Raw genomic sequence first — 26609 nt, forward strand, 5'->3', positions numbered from 1 at the left:
AGCCAAAAATCAATTTTGTGTCAAATAGTGACAAAATCAAATTATCCTTGAAATTTTATCAACACATTCACGATTTATCTTCGGAATTATTCCCTTTAAACCCTGTAGCAATCACATATAATTCTTTGGATTCCTTACGACTTGCTGGAGGTTTTGCATGTTTTACAATTTTGAAGGATCGCTTGAGTTTATTTAACATCAATTTTTCACTTCCCCCCTGGAAAACTTTGGCAATGAAAACTCCATTCAAATTTAAAATTTTTATTGCAAAGTCCAAAGCCTGTTCTGTCAAATCGATTATTCTTATATGATCCGTTGCTGCATGTCCTGTCGTGTTCGGTGCCATATCAGACATGACCAGATCCGCCTTACCCTCTAATTTACCCAGTAAAACTTCAAGATTATGGGGCTCTGTAAAATCTCCCTGAAAAATATCAGCTCCCATGACTGGTTTAACTTGCAACAAATCAATACCTACAACTTTGGATGCCTTGTGATATACCGCAACCTGAGACCATCCTCCTGGCGCTGCACCCAGATCAACAACCTTCATCCTCTTTTTTAAAAAATGAAATTTGTCATTTAATTCTATCAGCTTATAAGCTGCACGGGACCGCCAGCCATGTTGTTGTGCAGCTTTTACATAAGGATCATTCAACTGACGCGTCAACCATCTTTGTTGAGATATTGAACGCCCTTTTGTTTTTTTTAAGGTAACCGTCAATCCAGTATCAAAACGCGATTTCTTTTTTTTGCGCGAATTCGAATTTGCATTATCTTTATTCATAGTTTTTACTTTAATTATACTGATTAATTAAATTTATTACTGGTTTAACAAATAATGATGATTTTTATAATAGTTTCTTAACTTGTTTGTCGTCATTTTGGCAATTATTCCATCCCGAATACCCCGATCGGCAACGACAATGTCATTGACGGGCCACAAGGTATGTATGGCATCAAATATTGCGCATCCAGGTAAAAGATAATGAATTCTTTTTTTATATCGGTCGGAAAGAATTTCAGTCTCTTTGAATTTCTGATCTAGCAAAGTCCTGATTATTTCCTTAAGTTGGGCTGTTTGCAAAGACAAACCATCAATCGCCGCACGATTATACTTGTTTTGGTTTAACAAAATGCTTGCAAGGGTGGTTATAGTCCCACTTACCCCTATGAATTGAACCTGATTTCTTACAATCTCTGCCTGAATACGGTGAATGGCCTCGAATTCCATTACCTTGGATAAAACAAAATCAAACATTTGATAGTAATTCTGCAAGGTGGCAATATTGAATTGCTCCCTTAACGTAAGAATGCCAACAGGTATACTGAAACATCCAATCAAAATATATTTTCGTCGCGCAAAATCAATTTTAACCCATGCAATTTCAGTGGAACCACCTCCAATATCAAATAATAGTGCCTTGGTCTTATTACGTTTCAACACATTGTCATGTAAAAATGAATTGCAGCCGGCCAAAGCCAGCTCAACCTCTTCCCGTGGTGAAATAACCTTAATGTTCAGTCCTGTTTCATATAAAACCTGACTAAGAAAATGATCAGCATTTGAGGCACGTCGACAAGCTTCGGTAGCGACAGCATAAAAAGCGGAAAATCTTTTACCTTCAATTTTGGATGCACAATGTCGGAGGGCGACCATAGTACGTTCCATGGCAGCTTGACTCAACTGACCTGTTTCATACAATCCCTCACCCAATCGAACTACTCGATTATAATGATCAACAATTCTCAACCTGCCACGATCAGATGACACGATCAGCAGTCGACAATTATTTGTGCCTAAATCCAATGCCGCAAACATATTTACGCCCTAATTACTTTATCCAGTCAAAGTTAATTCCTTATTTTTTTGTATAGCTCCTTAATATTAACACAATTTATTATTAATTTGGATTTTTTTATTAAAATAACTAAAAATTTTTGTAATTAATTTATTATAACATACCCTTGTTTTATAATTTTTTACATGATATAAGCATCCACATTAAATATATTGGGAGATAGTTTAGCGGTAGAACTACCGGCTCTGACCCGGTCAGCCCTGGTTCGAATCCAGGTCTCCCAGCCAAAAATGTTTCCGTTATGACATTCAAAGATAATAAAATGGAATGGAAAACATTTGCTTTATACCCAGAATGTTCCGTAAAACTGATAGATTATAAAACTGAATTATCTATAAATCTTGAAAAACGGATTGAAAATTTATGGGTTGCCAAAAAAAGATTATACCCAAAATTGTTTAATGGACGTGTATTTACCGTTACTTTGATATTACCCCATCAAATAACGGGATATTGGACAGAATATAGATATGTTTCGGCCCAAATGGAAAATAAGGAGTTCAATGAATTTCTTTGTCTTAAACCTTTGGCTGTAACAGGTTTAATTTTTTGCGATGATGGTTTTATTCTTGGAAAAAGAAACAGTAACAGCGTTTATCTACCCAGTTACTGGCAATGTGCCCCTGCGGGTAGCGTGGAAGCGCGTCATAAAGAAAAAACTGTAAATTTGCATGAACAATTATTTGTGGAGGCAAGAGAAGAACTTGGATTAAAAAAAGATTTTTTTTCAAATAGCCACATTCTTATTGCAACTCAACATCCCGAAAAAGGAATAATCGATATCGGAATAATGTTGAAAACACACTTGAATTTTCAACAAATATATAATTATTGGCAAAAAAAAGGCAACTCAGAATATGATGAACTTATATGTATATCCGATTTAACCCTTTTACCTAAACCAATTATTCCATCCACCAGATATTTAATCAAGGCCAGCTATAAAGATAATAATAGGATATGACTAGCTGTTTTTAACAATGCCGATCTGTTTGATATCATGAAATTTTAAGTCTTTTTGCATTTCAACAGTCCGTTGCATCATGAATTCAGAAGTGGCCAGAAATACTGGATCTCCGTCTATGTCATCAGCAATGGCACTTCTATTGGAATTAATAAATTTCTCAATTTTGTTTTTTTCACCCTCAAGCCAACGGACCTGTGTAAAAGATACAGTATCAAATCCTATTTCAACGCCGTACTCATGTTTTAAACGCGTCTGTAAGACATCAAGTTGCAATATTCCAACCACGCCAACAATAGGCGAAGACCCGTCCTGTGGTTTAAAAAGCTGGACAACTCCCTCTTCTGCAAGCTCAATTAACGCCTGTTTTAATTTCTTGGCTTTCATTGCATCAGCAAGGCGAACCCGTCGCAATATTTCAGGGGCAAAATAGGGTACTCCTGTAAACTGAAGCTCCTCTCCTTCCGTCAAGGTATCTCCAATACGTAATGTGCCATGATTGGGAATTCCAACAACATCTCCCGCAAAAGCCTCTTCTGCCAATTGTCTGTCTTGTGCAAAGAAAAACTGAGGCGTATGTAACGCAAAAGTTTTTCCTGTACGGGTATGTTTCAATTTCATACCTCGTTCTAAACGTCCAGAACAAATACGGGCAAAGGCGATACGATCCCGATGATTTGGATCCATATTTGCCTGAATTTTAAATACAAGGGCAGTCATTGATGGTTCATTTGCCGCCACCAGACGTTGATCACTTTCCTGATTTCGTGGACTTGGGCCAAATTCAACCAATGCATCCAAAAGATCATGAACCCCCAATTCCTTAATCGCACTTCCAAAAAAAACCGGGGTTAAAAAACCTGCCTTAAAATCATCAATATTAAATTCCGGCAGAGCAGCCTTAACCAATTCCACTTCTTCTTTTAATGCTATAACACGATCATCTGTTTCTGGAATTCCCTGTTTTAGGCGCATGGTTTGTTTCCGAACATCATAAGCACCCAAAAATTTGGCAGCCCGTCCCACAGGCCATGTTAAAGGTGTTGTTTCAAGAGCCAGTGTAGAGGCCACTTCATCTAGCAATTCAAAAGGATCCTGAGATTCCCTGTCCATCTTGTTAATAAAGGTTACAATCGGTATATCGCGCAAACGACAAATTTCAAAAAGTTTCCGTGTTCTTGCCTCAATCCCTTTTGCCGCATCAATAACCATAACTGCGGCATCAACAGCCGTCAAAGTCCTGTATGTATCTTCAGAAAAATCTTCGTGACCAGGCGTATCCAACAAGTTAAAAATGCAACCACCATATTCAAACGTCATAACAGAAGTTACAACTGAAATACCACGATCCTTTTCAATATTCATCCAGTCCGAACGAGTTCGACGCTGTTCCCTTTTAGCACGGACATTTCCCGCCATCTGTATAGCCCCACCAGCATGCAATATACGTTCAGTCAAAGTCGTCTTACCCGCATCAGGATGGGAAATAATAGCAAAAGTGCGACGACGGGAAATTTCTTTATCCAGACTCTGAACTGTATCTAACATCAAGCAGCCCTAAATTTATATTGAAAACAATAAACGCACAAAAGCCGAGCAAAAAATTGCTCGGCATTTTTGTATAAAAATAAAATGTAATTAACGAGAATAAAACTCGACAACCAAATTGGGTTCCATAGTTACAGGATATGGAACATCATTTAATTTTGGCGTACGAACAAATGAACCCTTCATTTGACGATGATCAACCTCTAAATATTCAGGAATATCCCGTTCTTTACTTTGAACAGCATCCAGTACAATAGCAAGTTGTTTTGATCTTTCCCTAACTTCAACAACATCATTATCTTTTAATGAATATGATGGAATATTAACACGCTTGCCATTTACTAAAATATGTCCATGATTAATGAACTGACGTGCAGCAAATGGAGTGGATGCAAATTTTAACCGATAAACAACAGCATCCAAACGACGTTCCAACAAATTGATCAAGTTTTCAGAAGTATCACCTTTACGACGAGATGCTTCAGCGTAATAACGACGGAATTGCTTTTCACTGATATTTCCGTAATATCCCTTGAGTTTTTGTTTAGCCATTAACTGAACGCTAAAATCGGAAGGCTTTGCACGGCGGCGTTGACCGTGTTGACCAGGACCATATTCACGCTTGTTAACCGGTGATTTAGCACGTCCCCACAAATTAACCCCTAAACGACGGTTAATTTTATATTTGCTTTGTAAACGCTTACTCATACGTCTAAATATCTTTCTTTATATATGTTAAATATCGCATTGAGGTAAAGCAATATTAGATTTTATTGTACCAGTAGTTCTTTAACTCGCATCAAAGACGGGTTTATATTTGATACAAAGTAACCTCATCACTTCTTTGGATAAAGATAAACCACTTTTCTGGCAGTAGAAGCCTATATATTCAAACTTTAATGAATTGTCAAATAATTAACAGTTTGAATAATATTAAAAAAAATTTAAAAATTATTTCGTATTCAACAACCGATATTTGTCGCAGCCTTTTTGAGATCTATTTAAACATGATTGTTTAAAATACTCTTTTGCCGTGGCTTCATCTTGAGGAACCAACTTCCCTTCATGATATATTTCCCCAAGTCGCAATTGGGCATCCGTATTTTCTTGATCTGCAGCTTTATGATAATAGAAAAGAGCCGTCTGAAAATCTTGTAATACACCGTGACCCGCTTCATACATTGTTCCCAACTTGTATAAAGCGCCCTCATATCCCTGATCAGCTGACTTCTGATACAATTCTTTCGCCTTGAAATAATCTAAATCTGTGCCTTTACCTGTATCATATAATGATCCCAGGATATACTGGGCAAAACTATTTCCTTGTTCTGCAGATTTACGGGTCCATAGAAAGGCTTTGGAAAAATCTTGTTTACATCCCTTACCTTCTAAATACATAATTCCAAGAGCGGATTGAGCCATTAGATTTCCTTGCAAAGCAGCCTTATGAAAATAATCAAACGCCTTGTCATAATTCTGCTCAATCCCTTCACCATTCTGATACAAATTACCTAAATAAAACTGCGCTTCAGCATTCCCCTGTCCTGCGGAATAGTTAAACCATTCAATCGCTTTATTATAATCTTGCGGCACAATAACACCCAAGGCATAAAATCGACCTAAAACAAATTGTGCTGGCGCAAATCCTCCGCTGGCAGATTGTGTAAAAAATATAAGGGCTAATCTCTCGTTTTTCTGAACCCCTTTACCTGTTAAATAATTTACACCTAATCTGTAACAATCTTCAGCAGAGGGTAGATAGAGAATTTTTTCAAATTGACCGAACCAGTATGATAAATGGCTTTCATATGCATGGGAACGAACAGGATATGTACATATAAAAAAAGTAGCGGCAAGAATAACAATAATGTTTTTCATTATGAACCTTAATGATTTATAAAATGAAATAAAAAAATATCGTTAACTATCTGTTCATACCAAATTATGACTGATTTTATTAATAAATAAATAGATTAATTTCATAAAAAAAATTAAACTAACTACAATTAACCGCTTTACAAAATTATAAAATATTTTTTCGGAGATCATAATGGATCAATTAATAGCCCAAAAATGGAAATGGTTCGTAGGATTGGGAATATTGTGTTTGATTACCGGCATTCTGTGCCTAATTGACACGGTTTTTGTAACAATTGCAATGGTTATAATTATTGGAATTTTATTAATTATTACAGGTTTGGCCCAACTCATTCACGCCTGTTATCTTAAAGATTGGAGCAGTTTTCTCTGGTCAGCCCTATGCGGTATCATTTATCTTATTGGCGGTATATTATTGATTCGTGAACCTGTTAATGGTTCGGTTATAATTACCATTTTTCTTGGTATTTGTTTTTGTTTTGGTGGAATCATGCGTCTTATGATTGCCTTTAACAATAAAAATACCAAAGGATGGGGGTTGTTGGTATTCAGTGGTATTCTTGGCTTGATTTTAGGGTTTATTCTTTTTGTCAATCCAATAAACGGCCTGTGGTTTATCGGATTCATGGTTGGTTTTGACCTTATCTTCAATGGAACTGCATGGTTGCAACTTGGCTTTACACTCAAATCCCAAATCAAATAATTTAATTATTTCATGGGGCCCTTAACCAATTCCGCCACAACACCATGAAGGGTTCGTAATTCCTGTTCTGTCACTTCTCCCCTTTGAAAAAGATGATACAGATTACGAATCATTCCTGGCCGTTTTTCCTGATTGCGTAGAAATCCACAATGATCAAGCTCCCTGATCAAATGATTCATAAAATTATTCAGCTCTCCTTTAGTAGCGATATGCGTTTTGTTAGTCTGCAACTGGCGCTCCGGTGTTTCTTCAGTGGACATCCACCACTCATAAGCCATAATCATAACCGCTTGTGATAAATTCAATGACATGAATCTTGGATCCAAGGGATAACGGATCCAATAATCAGTTTGAACAAAATCCTCATTTTCCAACCCGGTTCGCTCTGGCCCAAACAAAATACCGATTTTCAATCCACGATTGGTCATTTCCCGCATTTCACATGCGCCACCACGCGCCGTTAATAAAGGTTTGATAATTTGACGAGGTCTGGGACAGGTTGCAAAAACATGCTGTAAATCCGCAACAGCGGCTTCTACCGTATCGAAAACTTTTGTATGATCCAATAAACGGTCTGCACCAGATGCTGCTCTCCAGGCTTTTGGCTGTGGCCATCCATCTCGCGGGGCCACCAACCGCAAATGGAACAATCCCCCGTTCGCCATCGCTCGAGCTACACTGCCAATATTATCAGCAAGCTGTGGGCGAACCAAAATAACGACAGGTGTATTTCCAACTGGAATCAAATCAGCACCACCATCACGACCTGTCATATTTTTCTCCATGTCGTACCTTGTGGACTGTCTTCCAATAAGATACCCTGAGCTTTGAGCTGGTCACGTATTTTATCCGCCTTGATAAAATCTTTCGATTTTTTTGCATTATTTCTTTCTTGAATTAAGATCTTAATCTCATCTTCATTATCAATATCTTGAAACCATTGAGTTGGTAGACTATTAAACAAGCCAAGCTGTTGACCCGCCTGTTTCAATTTTAAGGCAGAATGTTCATCACCTTGTAAAGCTTTATCTGCAAATTGATGCATAAACACTAAAGCTTGGGGTGTATTTAAATCATTTGCCAAAGCATCCATGACTAATTCTGGTAAATCCATTTCTGAATTAAAATTCTGTTCATAAGGCAATAAGGCGCGATAGAAACGATCCATAACCTTTTTAGCATCTTTTAAGGCTTCATCAGTGAAATTCAAAACAGAACGGTAATGAGATTGCAATAATAATAACCGTAATGCTTCTGGATTATGCTTTGTCAATATTTCCCGTATTGTAAAAAAATTGCCTAGAGACTTGGACATTTTTTCACCATTTACCAACAGCATGGCATTATGTAGCCAATAATTGGCAAACTGACTGTCTGGAAAACAACATAGACTTTGTGCACATTCATTTTCGTGGTGGGGAAAAATCAGATCCTGACCACCGCCATGAATATCAAAATTTTCACCGAGGTAACGATGGGACATTGCAGAACATTCAATATGCCAGCCTGGCCTACCCTTTCCCCAAGGACTATCCCATCCTGGTTCATCCTCATTTGAAGGTTTCCATAAAACAAAATCACCGGGATTTTTTTTGTAAGTCGCGATCTCAACTCTTGCCCCAGCCAGCAATTCATCTGGATTGCGGCCTGATAAACTCCCATATTTCTTGTATTGATGGACAGAGAAAAGAACATGACCATCAGCTTCATAGGCATATCCCTGACTGACAAGACTGATAATCATCTCTTGTATGTCTTCGATATGTTCTGTAGCTTTTGGTTCAATATCAGGGGGCAAGATAAACATTGAAGCCATATCTTGATGAAATTCTTCAATCGTTCGACAGGTCAATGCTTGAATAGATTCATGATTGGCTCTGGCACGGGCATTTATCTTATCATCAACATCCGTAATATTTCGTACATAAGTCACTTTAGGATAAATTTTCCGCAACAATCTTACCAAAATATCGGCTGTTAACATTGCACGCAAATTGCCAATATGTAAAAAATCGTATACTGTAGGACCACAAAAATATAAACGGATATTTAAAGAATCTAATGGTTTAAAAGGTAAAATCTTATGATGACGACTGTCATATAGGGAAATTTCTGGCTTATTCATTGTTTTACCTTGTTCATATCCTGTATTCGATTGTGTCCAAACAACACTCAATAAATTAAATCTTTATTCTTTATTAGTCATAAATAAATATAATGCAACTTTCTCAACCAGCTTTTCTGAAAAAAGAACTTTCTGCGATCTTTTTTATTGCCATACCAATCGCATTTGCCCAACTATGTCAAATGGCTATGGGTGTAACCGATACGATTTTATTGGGAAAAGTCGATAAAGAAACCTTAGCAATCGGTGGATTTACAACACAGTTATTTTTTACTGTTTGTGTTGTTTTGCAATCAGCGTTGAGTTCAGCTGCAATTTTAATTGCTGAATATATAGGATCAAAAAGAATTTCACAGATATCCAAAATTTATTGGACAACCTATATATTTGGATTAATTCTCTGTATTCCCTGCTATTTTCTTTTGAAATCAACAAATTTTATATTGATGTGGACAGGTGAAAATCCTGATATGATTGCAAAATCCAGTCATTTTATGGATATTCTCTTATGGGGTATGCCCCCTGTTCTTGTTGGAACAGGTTTAATAAGAGTTGTTTTACCAGCTTTTAATGCCTCGAAAATTCTTTTGCAAATAACACCTTTAACTACAATTATCAACGCCTTGTTAAATGCAGCCTTTATTTATGGTTTATGGGGCGCCCCTAAAATGGGCTTGTATGGTTCAGCAATTGGCAGCACAATTACTTTGTGGGTTTCAACAATTTTATTTATTGGAGTAACCCATTGCAAAAAGAATTTAAAACAATATCTTTATCCTTTTAAAATTGATTTGTCCTTGCTTTTACCCTTGATGCGTCTGGGGCTGCCCATCTGTGTCAGTTCAGCAGCTGAAATGCTTCTTTTCCTTGCAACTTCTTTCCGGGCAGGACTACTAGGAACCGATGCACTTGCCGCCCATCAAATTGCCAACAGCTTTGCCACTTTTACGTTCATGATACCCCTTGCCATTTCTCAGGCCGCCAATGTTCGAGTAAGTTATTGGGTTGGCGCTCAAAAACCTTTGTATGCAAAAAATTCAGGTTTTTTATCTATCGGTCTTGGTTCTGTTTTTATGGGGCTGATTGGTATAATCATTTTCATTTTCCCGAAAACCATTGTCAGCCTTTTTATTGATATTCATTCAGTCAGTAATCAATCAACAATTGAAATTGCGATCGTTATATTGAAAATTGTTGCTCTTTTCCAGATTGTTGACGGTATGCAAGGCGTTGCGATGGGTGCATTACGCGGATTGAAAGATACCACAATCCCAATGATCTTTGCTTTGATAAGCTATTGGGTAATTGGATATACACTGAGTGGTTGGTTTGCATTTTCATTGAACCATAAAGCACCAGGATTGTGGACAGGCATGGCTATTGGCCTTGCTGTTATTGCTGTATTGGCAACAGCACGTTTTTATTATCTTACCTATCGCCCAAGCAGAATAATGGAACGTGCCTTACGTTAGAGAAAAATCAAAATTTAAAGGATACGGAAACAGATCCATAATTAAATAATCCACTTTTTTGTCCTCTGAATTCTTGGGTCTGCCAAGTTTGGGTATAAGCGATTTTATATCCTTTGATAATTAAAGCGGCCCCTGCAAGAATTTCGCCAACATCTGATCTTTTTGAAACATGTTGCGCATGTGATTTAGAAGGATCCCCTTGCAAAGTGGCATTATAGGCTACAGCCTGACCATCTACACCACCAAATAAATACCAATTAACAAAACGGGTTCCAACATAGGCATCAGTACCGTCATTTCCCGAACCAATTCTTGTAGGTCCGAAATCACTTTCAAGACCCTGTCCAAAACGGAATAGAGAACCGATTTGTCCATAAATTCTATAAATCCCCATTGCACCATTAGCTGAAGGTAAGATATCAAAATCAACCGATCCAGCATGCCCTGCGAGAAATCTCCATGTTCTACCCATTTGAACCTGAAAAACGGGCACACTCTTTAACTGGTTGTGCCAGCCACGGTTTTTGTGATCCCCAGTAATGGCATGAAAACCATTTTGAACCTGACGTCCCATAGCTTCAGGGCCTAAAACACCGGCTTGAATACCAAACACACTCCTCGTATCATCCGTGTCACTTATAAGATTAACGGTTGTTAATAAAACCCCAGCATAAGGTCGATCATGTGGCAATCTCTGGCTCGATTGAGTATCACGTGGTGTAAATATCGACTGCTGCAATCCCCAATGAATTCGTTGCATTCCCTTTCCCAAAAGAAACGTATTCATATCCGCAACAGGTTGAGGCAACGTGTCAGTAGGAGATGTCCACCCTATTCTAAGTCCGTTTGTATAATATTGATCAGACGTTCCTTTCAAGGTTGAGGCTGCATCATTTTCCCATTGTATTGTTAGGGTATTATATGGATCTTGTTTTGGTGTTGAAAAAGAAGGATGAGAATAGAACAAACCCATTGAACAGATGGAAAAACATGATAATAAATTTGTTAATGACAAATAATCTCGTTTGCCCATTTTCAACCTTTTGACTCTAAATATTCTATTTAACCTAAACTTATAAAATCAAAAAACAAAATTTGAATATAGTATATTAAAATAAAAGATTATTTTCTTAATATGCAACCTATTCACAAATTAAATTATTGAAATAATCAATTTTTATCCATAAAATGATTCCATAAGGCATTTGGTATTTTCTCATTCAAAAATTCCTTGTGAATCTTCAATTCTTTTTCAGTGGCTTTCATGAAAACGGGTTGATGAATATGATTTTTTTTATAGGTTTTTCTTATTTTTTCCTTTGTTTGATTATCAAAGCTCAATCCTCTCTGACGGCCTCCCGTAAGCTGAATATACACCTCTGACAATAATTTACAGTCCAACAATGCGTTATGTGTTGTGCGTTCTGACAAATCTATTGAAAACCGTCGACATAATGCATCCAAGCTATTTGGCGAGGATGGATATTGAGCGCGGGCAATTTGTAAGGTATCAACCATTCTGTCCAGTGATAATGTTGGACGATTGATATATTTCAGTTCTAAATTTACAAATTTAAAATCAAACGGTGCATTATGCGCGATCAGGGGATCATTTTGAATAAAATTCAGAAACTCGTCAGCAATATCCTTGAATTTTGGCTTACCTTGCAGATCTTCAATTGTAAATCCATGAATTCGTGTTGCCTCAATAGGAATATCTCGCTCTGGATCAATCAAAACATGATAAAAATTATCTGTTGGCAAATCATTGATTAACTCTATTGCGGCAATTTCTATAATTCGATCGCCATTATCTGGATTGACACCTGTTGTCTCTGTATCAAAAAGGACAGACCTTTTTTTCATAATTGATCTTTCTTCATTAATATAGCCAAGCGCTTTACCTGAATGTAAGTATATGCCCTATTCAATCCTGTTTGAATAACTCTATCCGCCCATTGACATTTCAAACTATTGGGAAGCTGATGAGAAATTAATATTTCAGCCTGTTGCCAAGACATGCCACCTCGATTGATAATGCGTATTTTTTGAATTTGCTTTGGTGCATTAACCAAAAGAGTTTTGGTGCATACTTGATCTATCTTTTTTTCGAACAATAAGGGAATATCCAATACACACCATAATTTTCTTTTTCCCTGCCAAAATTGGATGAATTTTTTTCGTTCCATATCAACCAATGGAAGGATAATGCTTTCAACTTTTTTTAGATTATGCCGATCCTGTGAAATTAATTTCCTCAAATAAGATCGATCAAGTATATTGTCATGCACTGACCCGGGAAAAGCTTTGGCAAGAAGTGATAAAGCTTTACCATCAGATCCCTGTAATTGATGCACAACATGGTCAGCATCAAAAACTGGGAAACCCTCTTTACGCAACAGTGAACATACCGTGGTTTTACCCATACCCATTCCACCTGTTACGCCCAATATCTTCATAATGAAATATTATTCTCTAATTGTTTTGGCAACATATTCGATTGTCTCGGAATCAACCATGGGATCCACTCCAAACCATTCGCGAAAACCGAAACGGGCTTGGTGAAGCAGCATCCCCAATCCTTCAATGGTCTTTAAATTGAATTCTTTTGCCACTTTTAACAGAGGGGTTAAACGAGGAACATAGACAATATCCGTAACAACCAAACCTGATTTTGCTTTGGATAGATCAAAATCAAAACTTTCTTTCCCTTCCATTCCCAAAGAGGTTGTATTTACCAGTAAGTCATATTGACCCAATAAAGATGTCCAGGTATCCCATGCGATGACATTACCTGTTCCAAGATCTTGAGCAAGCTGCAATGCCCTGGAATTTGTGCGATTTGCTATTGTAATCTTCGCTTTCTCATGGGCCAGCGATGAAATAACCGAACGTGCAGCCCCACCTGCTCCAAGTATTAGTACGTTACAATTTTTAATTCTGATGTTATGATCCCTAAGGGATTCTATAAAACCAGCACCATCTGTAGAAGTGCCAAATATCTTACCGTCATTTTTAAAAGTCAAGGTATTGACTGAACCTATTTTCCTCGCGATTTCATCAACCTCATCACAACAAGAAAAGGCAATTTCTTTATTGGGGATGGTTATATTGCATCCTTTAAACCCCGAAGCTGACAGGCCAATTATGACTTTTTTGAAATTTTCAGGCTTAACGGCCAGAGGAATGTAAACCCCGTCAATTCCATACCGTTTCAACCAAAAATTATGAAGCAGGGGAGATCGGGAATGTTCAACTGGCCACCCAAGAACCGCAGCAACTTTAGCTTTTCCTGTAATAATATTCATCGTTTTCCGTATTCCTGTAAAGTCAGTGGCAATAAGTAAGACAGACGATCCGCCCATTCCCTTTGCTGAATTTCCGATCTTATTAAATCCTGTCGAATCTCCAGTTCCAAATATGGCAATTTTCTTCCAAATGCATGACAAGGTACAGAATAATCATTCTTCTCATTTAATCGATAGGGTTCATTATCTCCAATTGGAAATTCATAATATCGCTCAAGATATTTTTTGAATATTAATCCGAATTCCGGATAACGATCATGCAAAATACCCGCATGCCAAGGTCTTTCAATATTATCCATTTGAGGTGTAAAACTGTGCAGCGCTATTAAACAGGTTAAAATCTGCGCATTTTGTCGACGTTCAATATCCTGTTCAATACAAGCATGATAGGAATTGTAAATTGATGAAACACGTGATTTTTTTTCCTCGTCAGACAAATCAAGATTACCTTTTATAATTGTTTTATCGCTAATTTCAATAATCAGGTTTTCATGATTTGGATTTCTGTTGCAATCAATGACAAGTCTTGAATAGTTTTGAAGAATTAACGTGGCATTTAATTTTTTTGCAAGTTTTTTCCCTACCCCTTTTATTCCAATATCAAAAGCAATATGTCGCTCAAGATCATTTGACTCCAATCCAAGGTTATTTAGTTTTTCAGGAATAAATTTCCCTGCATGATCACAAATAATCAAAAAGGGTGAAATCGAATGTCGGTTTATCATATTCACAGGATCAGGATCATTGACTGATAAAATACTGGATGATTTTGAATTGTAAAACATAAACGCAGTCAGTTTGTTGGGTTCTGGATTATTTTAATATACTAACATAATGATGATTAACACAAAATAAATGTTCACTGAGATTCAAATCAAAAAAACCAACCTTTGATTGCAACATTTTGGAGAATTGTTCAATCTGATATTTCATATCAGAAGTTATTTCTTCATTAACATAATGTACCAATACAATTTGAGTCGCATCATTTTCAATTGCTTTCTTTAGTATAGTCGCAACAGAATTTTTTGATGGATACACCATAAAATATTCTTTAATGAAATTATATTGACTGTTTAAATAAATTATCCTCAAGGATTTAAGATTGATTTTATCCTGTTTTGGAAAGTTTTTTTCCAAAAAAACAACCATTTCATTCAAGCGTTTAAAACTTGTTGGCACAATTAAATCAGACATGCATAGACGCAAAGCCACCAATTGAATGAATTGAATCAATTCAGTAAATCTCTCACTGTATATGATCTGATCAATACGATCTGTATTTGCTTTAATAACATGCCCCAAAGAACCATGCTGATTAATCAATTGTTTTGCCAAAGGTTTTGTATCTTTTCTGAGAATGACTGAATATAACAGCATTTCAAGGATCTCGTAATCTTCGAGAACATCTGTTCCCCTGGATAAAATTTTTGAACGCATACGGTTGCGATGCCCCCTACCGTCCAAATTTTTAAAAGGTTTGCTTCCTTTATAATTCGAGGGTAAAGAAGAATTATGATCCATTAATATGTTCAACCTGTTATCATTTGATTTCATCAATCACCTTATCAACAATATTGAAAATTAATTCAATCCTGTAAAGCGTAATGACCCAATATCTAAGCCAACTTAACGAAACGCAAAAAAAAGCTGTTGAAACAACAGAAGGTCCTATTCTAGTGCTGGCTGGTGCCGGAACCGGTAAAACTCGTGTTTTAACATCACGTTTTGCCCATATTCTCCTTTCAGGAAAAGCGTATCCCAATCAGATTTTAGCGGTGACTTTTACCAATAAAGCTTCAAGAGAAATGAGCGAAAGAATTGCCAGCCTCATAAATAAACCAGTCGAGGGATTATGGTTGGGAAGTTTTCATAAAATATGTGCAAGGATGTTAAGGCAAAATGCTACACTTGTCGGATTAACCTCTAATTTCACCATTCTGGACACAGATGATCAATTACGCCTAATCAAGCAAATTACACCCGCTTATTCAATCGACACAAAAAGAGTATCCCCACAGTTAATTCTTGGTATAATCCAGTTCTGGAAAGACAAGGGTTACTCACCGGATAATTTGCCTAATGATGAAATAAATAAATCCGGAAATTCCCTAATCAAGACAATTTATGCCCATTATCAAAAACGCCTGCGGGAAATTAACGCATGTGATTTTGGCGATCTTATGCTGCACATGTTTAATATTTTTAGCCAGCATCAACATATCTTGGAAAAATATCAGCGTTATTTTACGTATATTATGGTTGATGAATATCAAGACACCAATATGATACAATATTTGTGGTTAAAATTATTAGCCCAAAAAAATGGACAAGAAGCCAATATTTGCTGTGTAGGAGATGACGATCAATCCATATATTCTTGGCGTGGGGCAGATATAACCAATATTTTGAGATTTGAAAGAGATTTTCCAGGAGCTAAAATTATCCGTTTAGAAAATAATTATCGTTCAACCTCTTCTATCCTTGGTGCCGCATCAGGCTTGATATCATTTAACTCGCAACGATTGGGAAAAACTCTTCACGCTGCCAATGCCACCGTTGAAGGGGAAAAAATCAAAATTCTCTCAACCTATGATTCCGATGAAGAGGCAAGAATCATTTGTAAAAATATTATTGATTTTCACAAAAAAGAACAACAATTTGGCGATATGGCAATCCTGATGCGCACCAGTTCCCAAACCCGTCCTTTTGAGGAATGCATGATTAAATTGGGAATACCCTATAAAATCATTAGCGGGGTAAGATTTTACGAACGTGCTGAAATACGCGATGTCATCGCTTACATGCGCACTGTCGCCCAGCCGTCTGATGATTTGGCATTTGAAAGAATCATTAATGTTCCGAAACGCGGAATTGGCAAAGCCGCCCTTCAGAAATTGCATCTGCTTTCCCGAGAGTCCAATATTTCCCTAACGATGGCAGCACAACAAGCATTAAATCAGGGAATAATCAGGGGTAAGGTAGCGAGTGAACTAAATCAACTGATACTTCAACTTGAAATGGCAAGATCCACGAATGAAAAAGCTGGTCATCTAAAGGCGATTGATGACCTGATTCATCATTGCGGCTATATTGAGATGTGGCAGCAAAACAAGTCTGTTGAATCAGACGGTAGACTTGAAAACATCAGGGAACTTTTCCGGGCGATGTCCGAGTTTCAATCTTTGTATGAATTCTTGGAACATATCTCTCTTATAATGGATAATGATGAACTGAGTGGAGATGACAAGGTCAATTTAATGACACTTCACGCCGCCAAGGGCCTTGAATTTGATACTGTTTTTTTGCCGGGATGGGAGGAAGGCCTTTTTCCCTCACAACGCACACTTGATGAAAATGGATTGAATGGCTTGGAAGAGGAAAGACGTTTGGCTTATGTTGGCATTACCCGTGCCAGGCGAAATCTGGTGATATCCTATGCCGCAAACCGCCAGATTTATGGAAACTGGCAATCAGCAATTCCCAGCCGTTTCATTGAAGAATTACCCAACCAGTTTATTGTAAATCCGTCAATCAGAATCAATAGAAACCATAGTAATCCAAATTATTTTGATAATTTGAATTTTGGAAAAAAACAGAAAGGAACCCGAGACACCATTTCTTTTGGAAATATTTTTACACCGAATAAACAACGTCAAAATTTGCCAAAATCTAAAAATATTCCTGTAGGTGCCCGTGTGTTTCATCAAAAATTCGGTTATGGAACTGTATTAAAGACTGAACAGAATAAACTTGAAATCAATTTCGATAAAACCGGAATTAAAAACGTTATAGACAGCTTTGTGACGGAAACATCATGACATTAAAAACTAAACGGCATGCCAATGCGCTTGAAACCATTTCACTAATTGTTCCAGAAAAACATATTGCAATATTCGAACAGGCCCTGAACACGGTTTGCCCGACCGTAGGAATATTTGAGGAAAATGAAGACAAAAATCTTTGGCGATTGGAAGGAATCAAGGATACAGGCTATGGAGATAAAGAGCTTAACAGTTCAATTACGTTAGCAGGCGGCCTTACCCAGTTCTTTCCAGAAATCCAAAAACATTCCACTGAAACAGAAGGATGGCTTGCAAAAACATATGAATCTTTTCCTGCTCAAAAAGTGGGTAATATGTTCATTATTCGTGGCACGCATTTGAACGATCCAATCACTTCTTCACGTGTTGTTTTAACCCTTGATGCAGGTGTGGCTTTTGGATCTGGTGAACATGGTTCAACTCGTGGATGCCTAATTGCCCTTGAAAAGATCGCTTATAAAAAACCTCGTAAAATTCTTGATCTTGGATGTGGTTCAGGAATTTTGGCAATGGCTGCAGCTGCCTTATTCCACAAAAAGGTTCTGGCTGTTGATATTGAACCATGGTCCGTTCGAGCTGCCCGAGAAAATGTTAAAAGAAACAAACTGGGGAATTTCGTCCATTGTGAGGTTGGTAATGGTTGGCTGACACCTTCAATTCGAAAGCAAGCCCCATATGATCTTGTTTTTGCCAATATTCTTGCACGTCCCTTATGTAAAATGGCCAGAAATCTAGCCAGAAATTTACAACCTGAAGGTATAGCAATATTATCGGGTCTACTTGTATCCCAAACAGCAATGGTATTGTCCGCACATCAAAAACAGGGTCTGAAGCTTGAAGACAAAGTTACACAGGGACATTGGGCGACATTAATTCTTAAAAAACCGAGAGAAAAATGATTCAAATCCGCCATGCATTAATTACGGATCTTAACAGTATCCTCCAGATCGTTAATCGAGAGATTATTTATGGAACGGCTTTCTGGATGACAAAAGTCCGCACCTATGATGAACAGCTAGTATGGTTCGAAAACCATGAAAAAGAGGGATTCCCGATTTTTGTTGCCGTCAATGAACAGCAAAAAATCCTCGGTTTTGCCACATATGGACATTTCAGGGCCTATGACGGGTATAAACATACTGTTGAGCATTCGGTTTATCTGATTCCGGAAGCCCAGGGTCAAGGACTTGGCAAAAAACTGATGAAGCATCTTGTGAATTATGCCTCCCAAAATAATGTACATGTCATGGTCGCTGCCATAACCGCCAATAACCAGGCCTCGATACGATTACATGAATGGTTCGGATTCAAACATGCAGGTATCTTACCGCAAACAGGAATAAAATTTGAAAAATGGCTGGATCTATTGTTCATGTACAAAATAATAAATTAAGATCATTAATAACCTTGAATAAAATCATCTTATGCAACATACAGAAAAACTGTCTTCGCTTCGTTCCATACTAAAAAAAGATCATCTTGACGGATTTATAATCAATCGCGGGGATGAATTTCTCAATGAATATGTCGCCCCTTATGCCGAACGCCTTGCCTGGTTGACTGGATTTACGGGAAGTGCAGGCATGGCTATTGTATTACCGGATAATGCTGCTGTATTTTCAGATGGACGCTATATTCTTCAAATGCAACAACAGCTTGATCAAGAATTATGGGAATATCATCATATTTCCCATAAATCACCTCTTGCATGGATTTTAGATCACAATCATCTGCAAAAATTAAAATTAGGATATGACCCAAGATTAATGAATCAAAAAAACTTGGAATCACTACAAAATAATAAAATAAGACTTGTTCCAATAACTGATAATCCAATAGACACACTTTGGCTGGATCAACCAAGCTATCCTAATCAACCTATTGAACTTCATCCTCTGGAATTTTCTGGTTTATCACATCATAATAAAATCGAAAAATTGCAAAAAGAACTACTTTTCAACAATGAAGATGCTTTTATATTTTGTGATCCAGCCTCTACATGCTGGCTTCTTAATATTCGTGGTTCCGATGTTCCATATAGCCCTATCCCACTTGTTTTTGCAATTTTATATAGAGATCATGTATGTTTATACGCAGATCAGGAACAATATTCCGAAACACTGTCAGATTTTCTTGGTCACACTGTAAAATTATGTTCACGAAATGATATATATTCAGATTTAAAAAAAATCACATCTTTTGTCATAGGATTGGATAAAAATCAGACACCGATAGGATTTATTCAACTTCTCGAAAAACAAGAAATATCAATTCATTATCGTACAAATCCCATTCTGTTGCCCAAGTCATGCAAAAATCACGTTGAACAAAAAGGTGCCATAAATGCCCATATCAGGGATGGTATTGCAATGTGCCGTTTTTTATTCTGGCTTGAGAAAAATGGTATTGATAAATCTGAAACTGTAGTGGCAGAAAAACTCAACCAGTTCAGAATAGAAACCGGGGGAAAATTTTACAAAGAGGAGAGTTTTCCCGCAATCTCTGCCACCGGTTCCAACGGTGCGATTGTCCATTACCAAGCAACAAAAGCAAATCACTCAATTATAAGGGAAAATCAGCTTTACCTTATTGACAGTGGCGGGCAGTACAAAGACGGAACCACAGATATCACCCGCACCATTTGGATGGGAAAAAATTTTGCCCCCTCCTCAATTCGTGAACAGGCAACAATGGTTCTAAAAGGCCATATCGCACTTTCATCAGCCATTTTTCCAATTGGAACAACAGGGAGTCAACTTGACGTATTGGCACGTTACGCTTTATGGCAGAACGGTTTGAATTATGATCACGGAACTGGTCATGGTGTGGGAAGTTATCTTTCCGTACATGAAGGTCCCTGTCGAATATCATCACAACCCTTTCCTATTTCCCTAAAAGAAGGAATGATTCTTTCCAATGAACCAGGATATTATCTAACTGGACATCATGGTATCCGTCTTGAAAACCTTTTACTTGTTTGCAAGGCCCCTTATGATAACTTTTTGAAATTTAACCCCCTAACGCTTGTTCCTTTTGACTGGAAAATCATAAATTCAACTTTGTTAACCCCACAGGAAAAAAATTGGTTAAACAATTATCATAAACAAATTACCGATTTGATCTATCCTCATCTGAATAAAAACGAGCAAACATGGCTCATGAAAATGTGCACGTTCATTTGATAGTTGATGCCTTTATTAACCCCGAGATCGATGATAAAAATATATGAAATTAACATAGATTTAATTTTTATTTAGAATCATTCAAAGGTACAATTATGTCAAATCAATCTCTAATTCCAGCCACCCTTATCCCAGGCGATGGAATAGGTCCCGAAATTGTTGGTGCAACTATCGAAATTCTCGATGCCATTCAGGCACCATTCAAATGGGACAGACAACTTGCGGGCATGGCTGGCGTGGATGCATCAGGCGATCCATTACCTCAGTCAACAATCGAGAGTATTCACAAAACTGGCCTGGTATTGAAAGGACCCCTGACAACACCTGTAGGTAAAGGTTACCGTTCAATCAATGTTACCCTGCGCAGGGAATTCGGACTTTATGCAAATGTTCGTCCCACCAAAACTCTTATTAAGGGTGGCAGATTTGATAATATTGACATTGTTGTAGTACGTGAAAATCTCGAAGGTTTTTATGCTGCCATGGAAAATCATATCCCTGTTGATAATGATCTGAAAGCTATCGCTACATGTGCAGGTTACACCTCACGTAAAGAATGCCGGAGAATTGTTAAATTTGCCTTTGATTATGCAGTGCAAAACAATCGTAAAAAGGTTACACTTGTTCACAAGGCCAATATTCTTAAAGAATTATGCGGTCTGTTTCTTGAAGAGGGTCGCAAGGTTGCCAAGGAATACGAAGGCAAAATTGCCTGTGAGGAACGTATTGTTGATGCCTGTTCAATGGAACTGGTTATAAAACCCGAAACCTACGATGTAATCGTTACAACCAATCTCTTCGGGGATATTCTATCAGACCTGACATCAGGTTTAACAGGTGGACTGGGTCTTGCACCGGGCGCTAATATCGGTGAAAAAGCGGCAATGTTTGAGGCTGTTCATGGTTCCGCTCCAGATATAGCAGGTAAAAACTGCGCCAATCCTATCGCTGTGTTGAGAGCCGCAACATTAATGCTGAAACATGTTAAACGTGATGATCTTGCAAAAAGAATTGATAAGGCAATTCATAAGGTTGTTGTCGAGGATAAAATCAGAACCCGTGACCTGGGAGGTAATGTAACGACAAAAGAAATTACGGCGGCATTAAAACAAGCTGTAGCTTAATTTATCATAATCTTCGATTTATATAGATTTTCTTACAGGCATTTTGTAAAATATATTTACAGTTTTAAATAAGTTCATTTCAAATTTATTTACTTAATTTCTTGGAATGGTAATTGTTACACTTATTTACAAAATATTCATATTTAGGAGATTATAATTATGGCTAAATGTTGCAAAAAAATCTTTAAAACCCTTGTTGGTTTGGGATTTGCTGCATGTGGAACAAGCAAGGTTTTAGGCGCTAGCATCCAAGAAAAAAGATTTTCTGAAATGAATTGGTCTCAAACCAATATGAAAATAGTTGGTGGCCTTGAAGTTGCGGGGGCATCAATGCTTTTATGCAAAAAAACCTCTAAATTGGGCGCTCTTACCCTATTGGCAGCTGCAACATGCATGTTTGCTGCAGGTCTGAAACATAAAAGAAAACAGGATCTCGCTCTTGATGGCGTTGGTATCTTTGCCGCTCTCTCGCTTTTACGGTGTAAAAAAAATTAAAATCTGAATCTTAATGCCCCTTTTATTTATGGTTAAATTACTTTAATAAAAGGGGCTTTAATGTATATCTCAAGGATTTTGATGCGAATTTCTCCTAAACGTCCGATAAAATCAGTCATTTCCATTTATTTTTTCTTGATACTTGCAAATACACTTGCATGGATTTGGGCCCTGAAATCATTTTACCAATCACCACTTCTTCTCAACACAGCGTTTTTGGCTTGGGTATTCGGTTTACGTCATGCAGTGGATGCAGACCACATTGCTGCCATTGATAATGTTGTCAGACAATTTACCCAACATAAAAAACCTTCCCTTGCCACTGGATTATGGTTTGCTCTTGGTCATTCAAGTATAGTTATTCTTTTTTGTCTGCTCGTTGCAGTTTTTGCCAATCGGTTCAAAACACAAATTGATGAATTCCAATTAATTGGTGGCACCCTAGCGACTTTGGTATCCGGCAGTTTCTTGTTGATCATAGCATTTATCAATTTTTTTATATTTTTGAAAATTTGGAAAATATTCAAAGATTTTCGTGCAAATAAATCCTATTCAATCGAGGATATGGATAATATACTCGCTTCAAGAGGATTTTTATCGAGAATTTTAAAACCCGCCTTTCGCATGGTGTCCAAGGAATGGCATATGTTACCATTGGGTTTTCTTTTCGGTTTGGGATTCGATACCGCAACCGAGATCGGTTTATTGGGAATTGCCGCCATACAGGCAGCTAAAGGCATGGCCACGTGGGATATTATGGTTTTTCCGCTTTTATTTACTTGCGGAATGACCTTGATTGACACTACAGACAGTATTGTTATGACAGGTGCCTATAATTGGGCATTTAAAGAACCACTAAGGAAATTATGGTACAATCTAACCATGACTGGCCTTTCAATCTTTATCGCAACAGTCATTGGTGGAATTGAAATTCTAGGGTTGTTACAGGAAAAATTCAAGCTTTCCGGATTTTTTTGGGATCAAGTTCAAGAATTACAAGAAAATCTAGGGTCTGCAGGTTTCATAATTATCAGTATATTTATACTCTGCTGGATCTCATCCTTTACAATATTTCATAAATTTAGGAAAGCTACCTAATTATTCATTACATTTTACCCAAGATTGCTGACAGAGCATTTAGATCCTGTTGTGAAGGATCATCATTTACCCTGGATCTTTTTGCATTGTAATTATCCAGCAATTTTTGTTTCTGATTTAACTGCTGTTGCGTCAAACTATGATTCGCTCGAGCATCCTGCAATTTTTTCCGTACAGCCCAAGCCTGATTATCTATTTGAGTCAATTGATTGCGTCTTTGTTCTAACCTAGACTGCAATTCAATGGATTGTGAATGAGCCTGAGCCGCATTCTGTTGCTGATTTACCGCATTTTGCTGTTCATATTGCAATTGATTATTCAAATTCTGGGAGCGTTTATTATAACCACTACCAACGGAACATCCCAATCCGCTAAAAAAATTTGTTTTATCAGGATCACAACTTTGAGGATTGGAACAGTTTGTCAATATCATGAATAAAGTTAAGGGTATGATAAATTGATAGAATTTCATTAATAAATCCTTTTGAAAATTTATTTTAATCAACCTGCAGGTTGATTGTTCATGCCATTCACTAGAATATTTTCAGCATATTTTAAACGGCTAACTGCTGCATCTGTTGATTGTGCTTCCTGCTCAAAACGATTATCATGAGCTATCTGAGCGTATTGGTGCATTTGTTCACTTTGTTTAGAATAATAATTTATCTTATTGTTTAATTGGGCTTTTTGATTATTAAAATGAGATAATTGTTGTTTATATTGTCTAACAGTAATTTTTTTTGACGCTATCTGTTTATTAAGGTTTGCCAGTTGTCTCTGTAACTGAGCAACCTGCAGCGATGCCTGTTGCGCGTCATTACTTGCATTCAAAGCTATCTGATGAGCAGCGGCAATTTGTTTGTTTAATTGATCTTCCTGTAACTGCTGATTTTCTGTACGATGTGCAACAGCATATCCAGCACCGGTTCCCAATGCCGCTCCACTTAATGAACCAATCAAAGCCCCCTTACCATGACCAGCCAAACCTCCCACCAAAGCCCCAAGAGCTGCACCGCTCAATGCTCCTGTCCCAAGCGTTTGATTGAATTGGGAATTTCTTTGCATTTGTCGATTTTGTTCGGGAGATAGATTTGGATTATAGGCGGGTGTACATGCCATTAATGAAAAACAGAAACAACCAATAATAATTTTAGTAAAATAGGATCTGGACATACGTTACCTTAATATTTTATTAAATACAAATAATCTAAACCAAATGGGTTCATGATCCAATCCTTTAAAAAATTTTGGAATCACGATAATTATTGTAAGGTGATAATTATATCATAAAAGAGATATTTATTTATACTATTTGAGTTAGCTGGCCTATAAACATTCAGATTTGTTCATTTCATAAAAAAGTACAATACGCATGTATGAATACCCTTTTTTAAAAAAAGTAATATTTCAATTTTTTCTCACATTTTTATCATCTTTGGCACTTATTACAATGACTTCAGCATCAACATCACATCCTTTTATTGAATTAAATAATCAAGGAAAACTTCAGGGATATTTTGATAACCAACTAGCTATTTTCAAAGGGATTCCGTATGCCACGCCTCCTGTTCGTTCATTCAGGTGGTTTCCCCCACAGCCTGTTCAGCCTTGGCAAGGAATCAAAACAACCACTGAATATGGACCAAATTGCAGTCAGTATCCCAATCGATGGGATAAGAAAGAAACCTTTCCTATAACAAGCGAGGATTGCTTATATCTTAATATCTGGATGCCAAAATCCTTTTTTGGAAAAAACGAAACCCAAAAAAAATATCCTGTAATGGTCTGGATTCATGGCGGTGGTTTTGTGTCCGGCGGAAGTAATCAGGAAATCTTCGATGGCAGTTCAATGGCAAATGAAGGGGTTATAGTTGTCACTTTCAATTATAGACTTGGACGTTTTGGTTTTTTTGCACGTCCGGACTTGCAGCAAGAAAATGAGGAGAACAAATGGGCAAACTATGGAATTATGGACCAAATTGCAGCTTTACAATGGGTACAGAAAAATATTTCCTCTTTTGGGGGGGATAGCGATAATATCACCTTATTTGGCGAATCTGCAGGCGGCGCCTCAATTATATCCCTAATGACCATTTCAGAGGCAAAAGGTTTATTTAATAAGGCCATTATTCAATCTGGAACAGGGCATTCACGCTTTTTCCCACCCAGAACCATTGATGACGCAGAAAAAACAGGCCTAAATTTCGCAAAAAAAAATAATATCCAAAACGATGAATATGCATTGGAAAACTTGCGTAAGCTACCTGCTGAAACCATTGTAGATAAATTGAATTTAGATGATCTACAACCTGACTATTTTTCAGGATTGGTTATTGATGGTATCATGTTGAAACAATCCCTTGATAGTGCTTTTGAAAAAGGTGCTTTTTATCCTGTTCCTACATTAATCGGTGATACGAGTGGTGATGGTTTTATGATTAACCAATCCGGTTTGAAAGATATGGCAGGCAAGCTGGGAATAAATATAGAGGATCTCAATAAAATTTATAATCCGAATGGAAAACTATCCGAAACCAGAATTTTACATCAATTTATGGCCGATATTCAAATTCTTGAACCGACCCGGTTATTGACACAACAAATTGCCAGTAAAAATGTTCCTGTCTATCGCTATCGTTTTTCCTATATTACCAATTCGGCCCGTCCTTATACTTCCTATGGGGCACCACATGCATCAGAATTACCCTATGTTTTTGGAACGTTGAACAAAGTATACTCATCCTTGACACCTCAAGACAATGCCATGTCAGAAGCAATAAAAAAATACTGGGTCAATTTTGCAAAATATTCAAAACCTAAAGTAGACGGATTATCGGAATTTTCCGAATTTAAAATTCATCCTGATAAATTACTCAATTTTTCAACAACCGGTATCAAATTTGAAACTGATCCATTTCAATCGAGATTGGATTATATTGAAAATGCATTAAAAAATAAAAAAAAACCTGACTAAGAGATCAAATCCGTATTTCTTATAATTCTTTCTCGAGGTCTGTAAAATTAAA

General features: G+C 37.1%; 26 protein-coding genes and 1 tRNA gene. 12 read left to right on the forward strand and 15 right to left on the reverse strand.

Annotation, left to right across the window (positions count from 1 at the left end):
- Positions 1-67 precede the first annotated feature (67 nt).
- Both GN303_RS04775 and GN303_RS04780 read right to left on the reverse strand, forming a co-directional pair.
- Entirely contained in the window at positions 68-787 is a 720-nt protein-coding gene (locus GN303_RS04775) for an RlmE family RNA methyltransferase (protein WP_110438044.1), read from the reverse strand.
- Positions 788-823: 36 nt separating this feature from the next.
- Entirely contained in the window at positions 824-1822 is a 999-nt protein-coding gene (locus GN303_RS04780; RefSeq protein ID WP_110438045.1) for a Ppx/GppA phosphatase family protein, read from the reverse strand.
- Positions 1823-2015: 193 nt separating this feature from the next.
- Between GN303_RS04780 and GN303_RS04785 the strand changes: the two genes are divergently transcribed.
- Together GN303_RS04785 and GN303_RS04790 are read left to right on the forward strand one after the other, a co-directional pair.
- Positions 2016-2089, forward strand: a tRNA-Gln gene (locus GN303_RS04785).
- A gap of 35 nt (positions 2090-2124) precedes the next feature.
- Entirely contained in the window at positions 2125-2826 is a 702-nt protein-coding gene (locus tag GN303_RS04790; protein WP_110438046.1) for an NUDIX hydrolase, read from the forward strand.
- On the opposite strand, the gene GN303_RS04795 is transcribed toward GN303_RS04790, so the two are convergent.
- The 3 genes from GN303_RS04795 to GN303_RS04805 all read right to left on the reverse strand — a co-directional run bounded on the left by GN303_RS04795 (position 2827) and on the right by GN303_RS04805 (position 6252).
- On the reverse strand, positions 2827-4374 hold the full coding sequence (locus GN303_RS04795; protein WP_110438047.1) for a peptide chain release factor 3: 1548 nt from the start codon (positions 4372-4374) through the stop codon (positions 2827-2829).
- A gap of 90 nt (positions 4375-4464) precedes the next feature.
- On the reverse strand, positions 4465-5082 hold the full coding sequence (gene rpsD / locus GN303_RS04800) for a 30S ribosomal protein S4 (protein ID WP_110438048.1): 618 nt from the start codon (positions 5080-5082) through the stop codon (positions 4465-4467).
- A gap of 243 nt (positions 5083-5325) precedes the next feature.
- On the reverse strand, positions 5326-6252 hold the full coding sequence (locus tag GN303_RS04805; protein WP_110438049.1) for an SEL1-like repeat protein: 927 nt from the start codon (positions 6250-6252) through the stop codon (positions 5326-5328).
- 172 nt (positions 6253-6424) lie between these two features.
- Here GN303_RS04805 and GN303_RS04810 point away from each other — a divergent pair, with 172 nt between their 5' ends.
- A complete protein-coding gene (locus tag GN303_RS04810) occupies positions 6425-6955 on the forward strand; it encodes an HdeD family acid-resistance protein (protein ID WP_110438050.1) in 531 nt (176 codons plus the stop codon).
- 5 nt (positions 6956-6960) lie between these two features.
- Here GN303_RS04810 and GN303_RS04815 read toward each other — a convergent pair whose 3' ends face one another.
- Both GN303_RS04815 and cysS read right to left on the reverse strand, forming a co-directional pair.
- Complete coding sequence (locus GN303_RS04815; protein WP_196424250.1) at positions 6961-7728, reverse strand: RNA methyltransferase; 768 nt, start codon at positions 7726-7728, stop codon at positions 6961-6963.
- Complete coding sequence (gene cysS / locus GN303_RS04820; RefSeq protein WP_110438586.1) at positions 7725-9080, reverse strand: cysteine--tRNA ligase; 1356 nt, start codon at positions 9078-9080, stop codon at positions 7725-7727. The genes GN303_RS04815 and cysS overlap by 4 nt, the downstream gene beginning before the upstream one ends.
- 92 nt (positions 9081-9172) lie before the next feature.
- On the opposite strand from cysS, the gene GN303_RS04825 reads away from it, so the two are divergent.
- Positions 9173-10552, forward strand: a complete 1380-nt coding sequence (locus tag GN303_RS04825) for an MATE family efflux transporter (protein ID WP_110438052.1) — start codon at positions 9173-9175, stop codon at positions 10550-10552.
- 7 nt (positions 10553-10559) lie between these two features.
- Here GN303_RS04825 and GN303_RS04830 read toward each other — a convergent pair whose 3' ends face one another.
- The 6 genes from GN303_RS04830 to GN303_RS04855 form a co-directional block, all read right to left on the reverse strand.
- A complete protein-coding gene (locus GN303_RS04830; protein ID WP_110438053.1) occupies positions 10560-11585 on the reverse strand; it encodes a lipid A deacylase LpxR family protein in 1026 nt (341 codons plus the stop codon).
- Positions 11586-11722: 137 nt separating this feature from the next.
- Positions 11723-12418, reverse strand: a complete 696-nt coding sequence (gene dnaQ / locus GN303_RS04835) for a DNA polymerase III subunit epsilon (protein WP_110438054.1) — start codon at positions 12416-12418, stop codon at positions 11723-11725.
- Positions 12415-13011 carry a dephospho-CoA kinase gene (coaE, locus tag GN303_RS04840; RefSeq protein ID WP_110438055.1) on the reverse strand — a complete coding sequence of 199 codons (597 nt, stop codon included), beginning with the start codon at positions 13009-13011 and terminating at the stop codon, positions 12415-12417. Before coaE ends, dnaQ begins: the two co-directional genes overlap by 4 nt.
- Before the next feature lie 9 nt (positions 13012-13020).
- Positions 13021-13860 (reverse strand): shikimate dehydrogenase, encoded by an 840-nt coding sequence (locus GN303_RS04845; protein ID WP_110438056.1) that lies wholly within the window; start codon positions 13858-13860, stop codon positions 13021-13023.
- The gene (locus GN303_RS04850; RefSeq protein ID WP_110438057.1) at positions 13857-14645 is read right to left on the reverse strand and encodes an N-formylglutamate amidohydrolase; all 789 of its coding nucleotides are present in this window, start codon (positions 14643-14645) and stop codon (positions 13857-13859) included. Before GN303_RS04850 ends, GN303_RS04845 begins: the two co-directional genes overlap by 4 nt.
- A 28-nt stretch (positions 14646-14673) precedes the next feature.
- Positions 14674-15417, reverse strand: a complete 744-nt coding sequence (locus tag GN303_RS04855) for a JAB domain-containing protein (RefSeq protein ID WP_110438058.1) — start codon at positions 15415-15417, stop codon at positions 14674-14676.
- A 50-nt stretch (positions 15418-15467) separates the two neighbouring features.
- Here GN303_RS04855 and GN303_RS04860 point away from each other — a divergent pair, with 50 nt between their 5' ends.
- The 7 genes from GN303_RS04860 to GN303_RS04890 all read left to right on the forward strand — a co-directional run bounded on the left by GN303_RS04860 (position 15468) and on the right by GN303_RS04890 (position 23583).
- On the forward strand, positions 15468-17681 hold the full coding sequence (locus tag GN303_RS04860; protein WP_110438059.1) for an ATP-dependent helicase: 2214 nt from the start codon (positions 15468-15470) through the stop codon (positions 17679-17681).
- A complete protein-coding gene (locus GN303_RS04865) occupies positions 17678-18583 on the forward strand; it encodes a 50S ribosomal protein L11 methyltransferase (protein WP_110438060.1) in 906 nt (301 codons plus the stop codon). Before GN303_RS04860 ends, GN303_RS04865 begins: the two co-directional genes overlap by 4 nt.
- Positions 18580-19077: a GNAT family N-acetyltransferase gene (locus GN303_RS04870; RefSeq protein WP_110438061.1), complete on the forward strand. Its 498-nt coding sequence runs from the start codon at positions 18580-18582 to the stop codon at positions 19075-19077. Before GN303_RS04865 ends, GN303_RS04870 begins: the two co-directional genes overlap by 4 nt.
- 31 nt (positions 19078-19108) lie before the next feature.
- Entirely contained in the window at positions 19109-20866 is a 1758-nt protein-coding gene (locus GN303_RS04875; protein ID WP_110438062.1) for an aminopeptidase P family protein, read from the forward strand.
- Positions 20867-20961: 95 nt separating this feature from the next.
- The gene (locus GN303_RS04880; RefSeq protein ID WP_110438063.1) at positions 20962-21990 is read left to right on the forward strand and encodes an isocitrate/isopropylmalate dehydrogenase family protein; all 1029 of its coding nucleotides are present in this window, start codon (positions 20962-20964) and stop codon (positions 21988-21990) included.
- Between the two features lie 159 nt (positions 21991-22149).
- Complete coding sequence (locus GN303_RS04885) at positions 22150-22485, forward strand: DoxX family protein (RefSeq protein ID WP_110438064.1); 336 nt, start codon at positions 22150-22152, stop codon at positions 22483-22485.
- 81 nt (positions 22486-22566) lie between these two features.
- A complete protein-coding gene (locus tag GN303_RS04890; RefSeq protein WP_197037440.1) occupies positions 22567-23583 on the forward strand; it encodes a HoxN/HupN/NixA family nickel/cobalt transporter in 1017 nt (338 codons plus the stop codon).
- A 7-nt stretch (positions 23584-23590) separates the two neighbouring features.
- Here GN303_RS04890 and GN303_RS04895 read toward each other — a convergent pair whose 3' ends face one another.
- Both GN303_RS04895 and GN303_RS04900 read right to left on the reverse strand, forming a co-directional pair.
- Positions 23591-24055, reverse strand: a complete 465-nt coding sequence (locus GN303_RS04895) for a hypothetical protein (protein WP_110438066.1) — start codon at positions 24053-24055, stop codon at positions 23591-23593.
- Between the two features lie 29 nt (positions 24056-24084).
- A complete protein-coding gene (locus GN303_RS04900) occupies positions 24085-24756 on the reverse strand; it encodes a glycine zipper domain-containing protein (RefSeq protein ID WP_231503999.1) in 672 nt (223 codons plus the stop codon).
- A 277-nt stretch (positions 24757-25033) separates the two neighbouring features.
- Here GN303_RS04900 and GN303_RS04905 point away from each other — a divergent pair, with 277 nt between their 5' ends.
- Positions 25034-26557, forward strand: coding sequence for a carboxylesterase/lipase family protein (locus tag GN303_RS04905; RefSeq protein ID WP_158523849.1), 1524 nt, complete (start codon positions 25034-25036; stop codon positions 26555-26557).
- The last annotated feature ends 52 nt before the right edge of the window (positions 26558-26609 follow it).

This window comes from Commensalibacter melissae (assembly GCF_009734185.1).
GTDB lineage: Bacteria > Pseudomonadota > Alphaproteobacteria > Acetobacterales > Acetobacteraceae > Commensalibacter > Commensalibacter melissae.

What these genes read in the sequence shown, in the direction of transcription:
- GN303_RS04825 (WP_110438052.1), top strand. Translation starts at nt 9,173, where the DNA reads ATGCAACTTTCTCAACCAGCTTTTCTGAAAAAAGAACTTTCTGCGATC.
- GN303_RS04900 (WP_231503999.1), bottom strand. Translation starts at nt 24,756, where the DNA reads ATGTCCAGATCCTATTTTACTAAAATTATTATTGGTTGTTTCTGTTTT.
- GN303_RS04895 (WP_110438066.1), bottom strand. Translation starts at nt 24,055, where the DNA reads ATGAAATTCTATCAATTTATCATACCCTTAACTTTATTCATGATATTG.
- GN303_RS04890 (WP_197037440.1), top strand. Translation starts at nt 22,567, where the DNA reads ATGCGAATTTCTCCTAAACGTCCGATAAAATCAGTCATTTCCATTTAT.
- GN303_RS04780 (WP_110438045.1), bottom strand. Translation starts at nt 1,822, where the DNA reads ATGTTTGCGGCATTGGATTTAGGCACAAATAATTGTCGACTGCTGATC.
- GN303_RS04805 (WP_110438049.1), bottom strand. Translation starts at nt 6,252, where the DNA reads ATGAAAAACATTATTGTTATTCTTGCCGCTACTTTTTTTATATGTACA.
- GN303_RS04850 (WP_110438057.1), bottom strand. Translation starts at nt 14,645, where the DNA reads ATGTTTTACAATTCAAAATCATCCAGTATTTTATCAGTCAATGATCCT.
- GN303_RS04790 (WP_110438046.1), top strand. Translation starts at nt 2,125, where the DNA reads ATGGAATGGAAAACATTTGCTTTATACCCAGAATGTTCCGTAAAACTG.
- GN303_RS04860 (WP_110438059.1), top strand. Translation starts at nt 15,468, where the DNA reads ATGACCCAATATCTAAGCCAACTTAACGAAACGCAAAAAAAAGCTGTT.
- rpsD (WP_110438048.1), bottom strand. Translation starts at nt 5,082, where the DNA reads ATGAGTAAGCGTTTACAAAGCAAATATAAAATTAACCGTCGTTTAGGG.
- GN303_RS04775 (WP_110438044.1), bottom strand. Translation starts at nt 787, where the DNA reads ATGAATAAAGATAATGCAAATTCGAATTCGCGCAAAAAAAAGAAATCG.
- GN303_RS04845 (WP_110438056.1), bottom strand. Translation starts at nt 13,860, where the DNA reads ATGAATATTATTACAGGAAAAGCTAAAGTTGCTGCGGTTCTTGGGTGG.
- GN303_RS04830 (WP_110438053.1), bottom strand. Translation starts at nt 11,585, where the DNA reads ATGGGCAAACGAGATTATTTGTCATTAACAAATTTATTATCATGTTTT.
- GN303_RS04795 (WP_110438047.1), bottom strand. Translation starts at nt 4,374, where the DNA reads ATGTTAGATACAGTTCAGAGTCTGGATAAAGAAATTTCCCGTCGTCGC.
- GN303_RS04885 (WP_110438064.1), top strand. Translation starts at nt 22,150, where the DNA reads ATGGCTAAATGTTGCAAAAAAATCTTTAAAACCCTTGTTGGTTTGGGA.
- GN303_RS04810 (WP_110438050.1), top strand. Translation starts at nt 6,425, where the DNA reads ATGGATCAATTAATAGCCCAAAAATGGAAATGGTTCGTAGGATTGGGA.
- dnaQ (WP_110438054.1), bottom strand. Translation starts at nt 12,418, where the DNA reads ATGAAAAAAAGGTCTGTCCTTTTTGATACAGAGACAACAGGTGTCAAT.
- GN303_RS04870 (WP_110438061.1), top strand. Translation starts at nt 18,580, where the DNA reads ATGATTCAAATCCGCCATGCATTAATTACGGATCTTAACAGTATCCTC.
- coaE (WP_110438055.1), bottom strand. Translation starts at nt 13,011, where the DNA reads ATGAAGATATTGGGCGTAACAGGTGGAATGGGTATGGGTAAAACCACG.
- GN303_RS04875 (WP_110438062.1), top strand. Translation starts at nt 19,109, where the DNA reads ATGCAACATACAGAAAAACTGTCTTCGCTTCGTTCCATACTAAAAAAA.
- GN303_RS04880 (WP_110438063.1), top strand. Translation starts at nt 20,962, where the DNA reads ATGTCAAATCAATCTCTAATTCCAGCCACCCTTATCCCAGGCGATGGA.
- GN303_RS04865 (WP_110438060.1), top strand. Translation starts at nt 17,678, where the DNA reads ATGACATTAAAAACTAAACGGCATGCCAATGCGCTTGAAACCATTTCA.
- GN303_RS04855 (WP_110438058.1), bottom strand. Translation starts at nt 15,417, where the DNA reads ATGAAATCAAATGATAACAGGTTGAACATATTAATGGATCATAATTCT.
- GN303_RS04815 (WP_196424250.1), bottom strand. Translation starts at nt 7,728, where the DNA reads ATGACAGGTCGTGATGGTGGTGCTGATTTGATTCCAGTTGGAAATACA.
- cysS (WP_110438586.1), bottom strand. Translation starts at nt 9,080, where the DNA reads ATGAATAAGCCAGAAATTTCCCTATATGACAGTCGTCATCATAAGATT.
- GN303_RS04905 (WP_158523849.1), top strand. Translation starts at nt 25,034, where the DNA reads ATGACTTCAGCATCAACATCACATCCTTTTATTGAATTAAATAATCAA.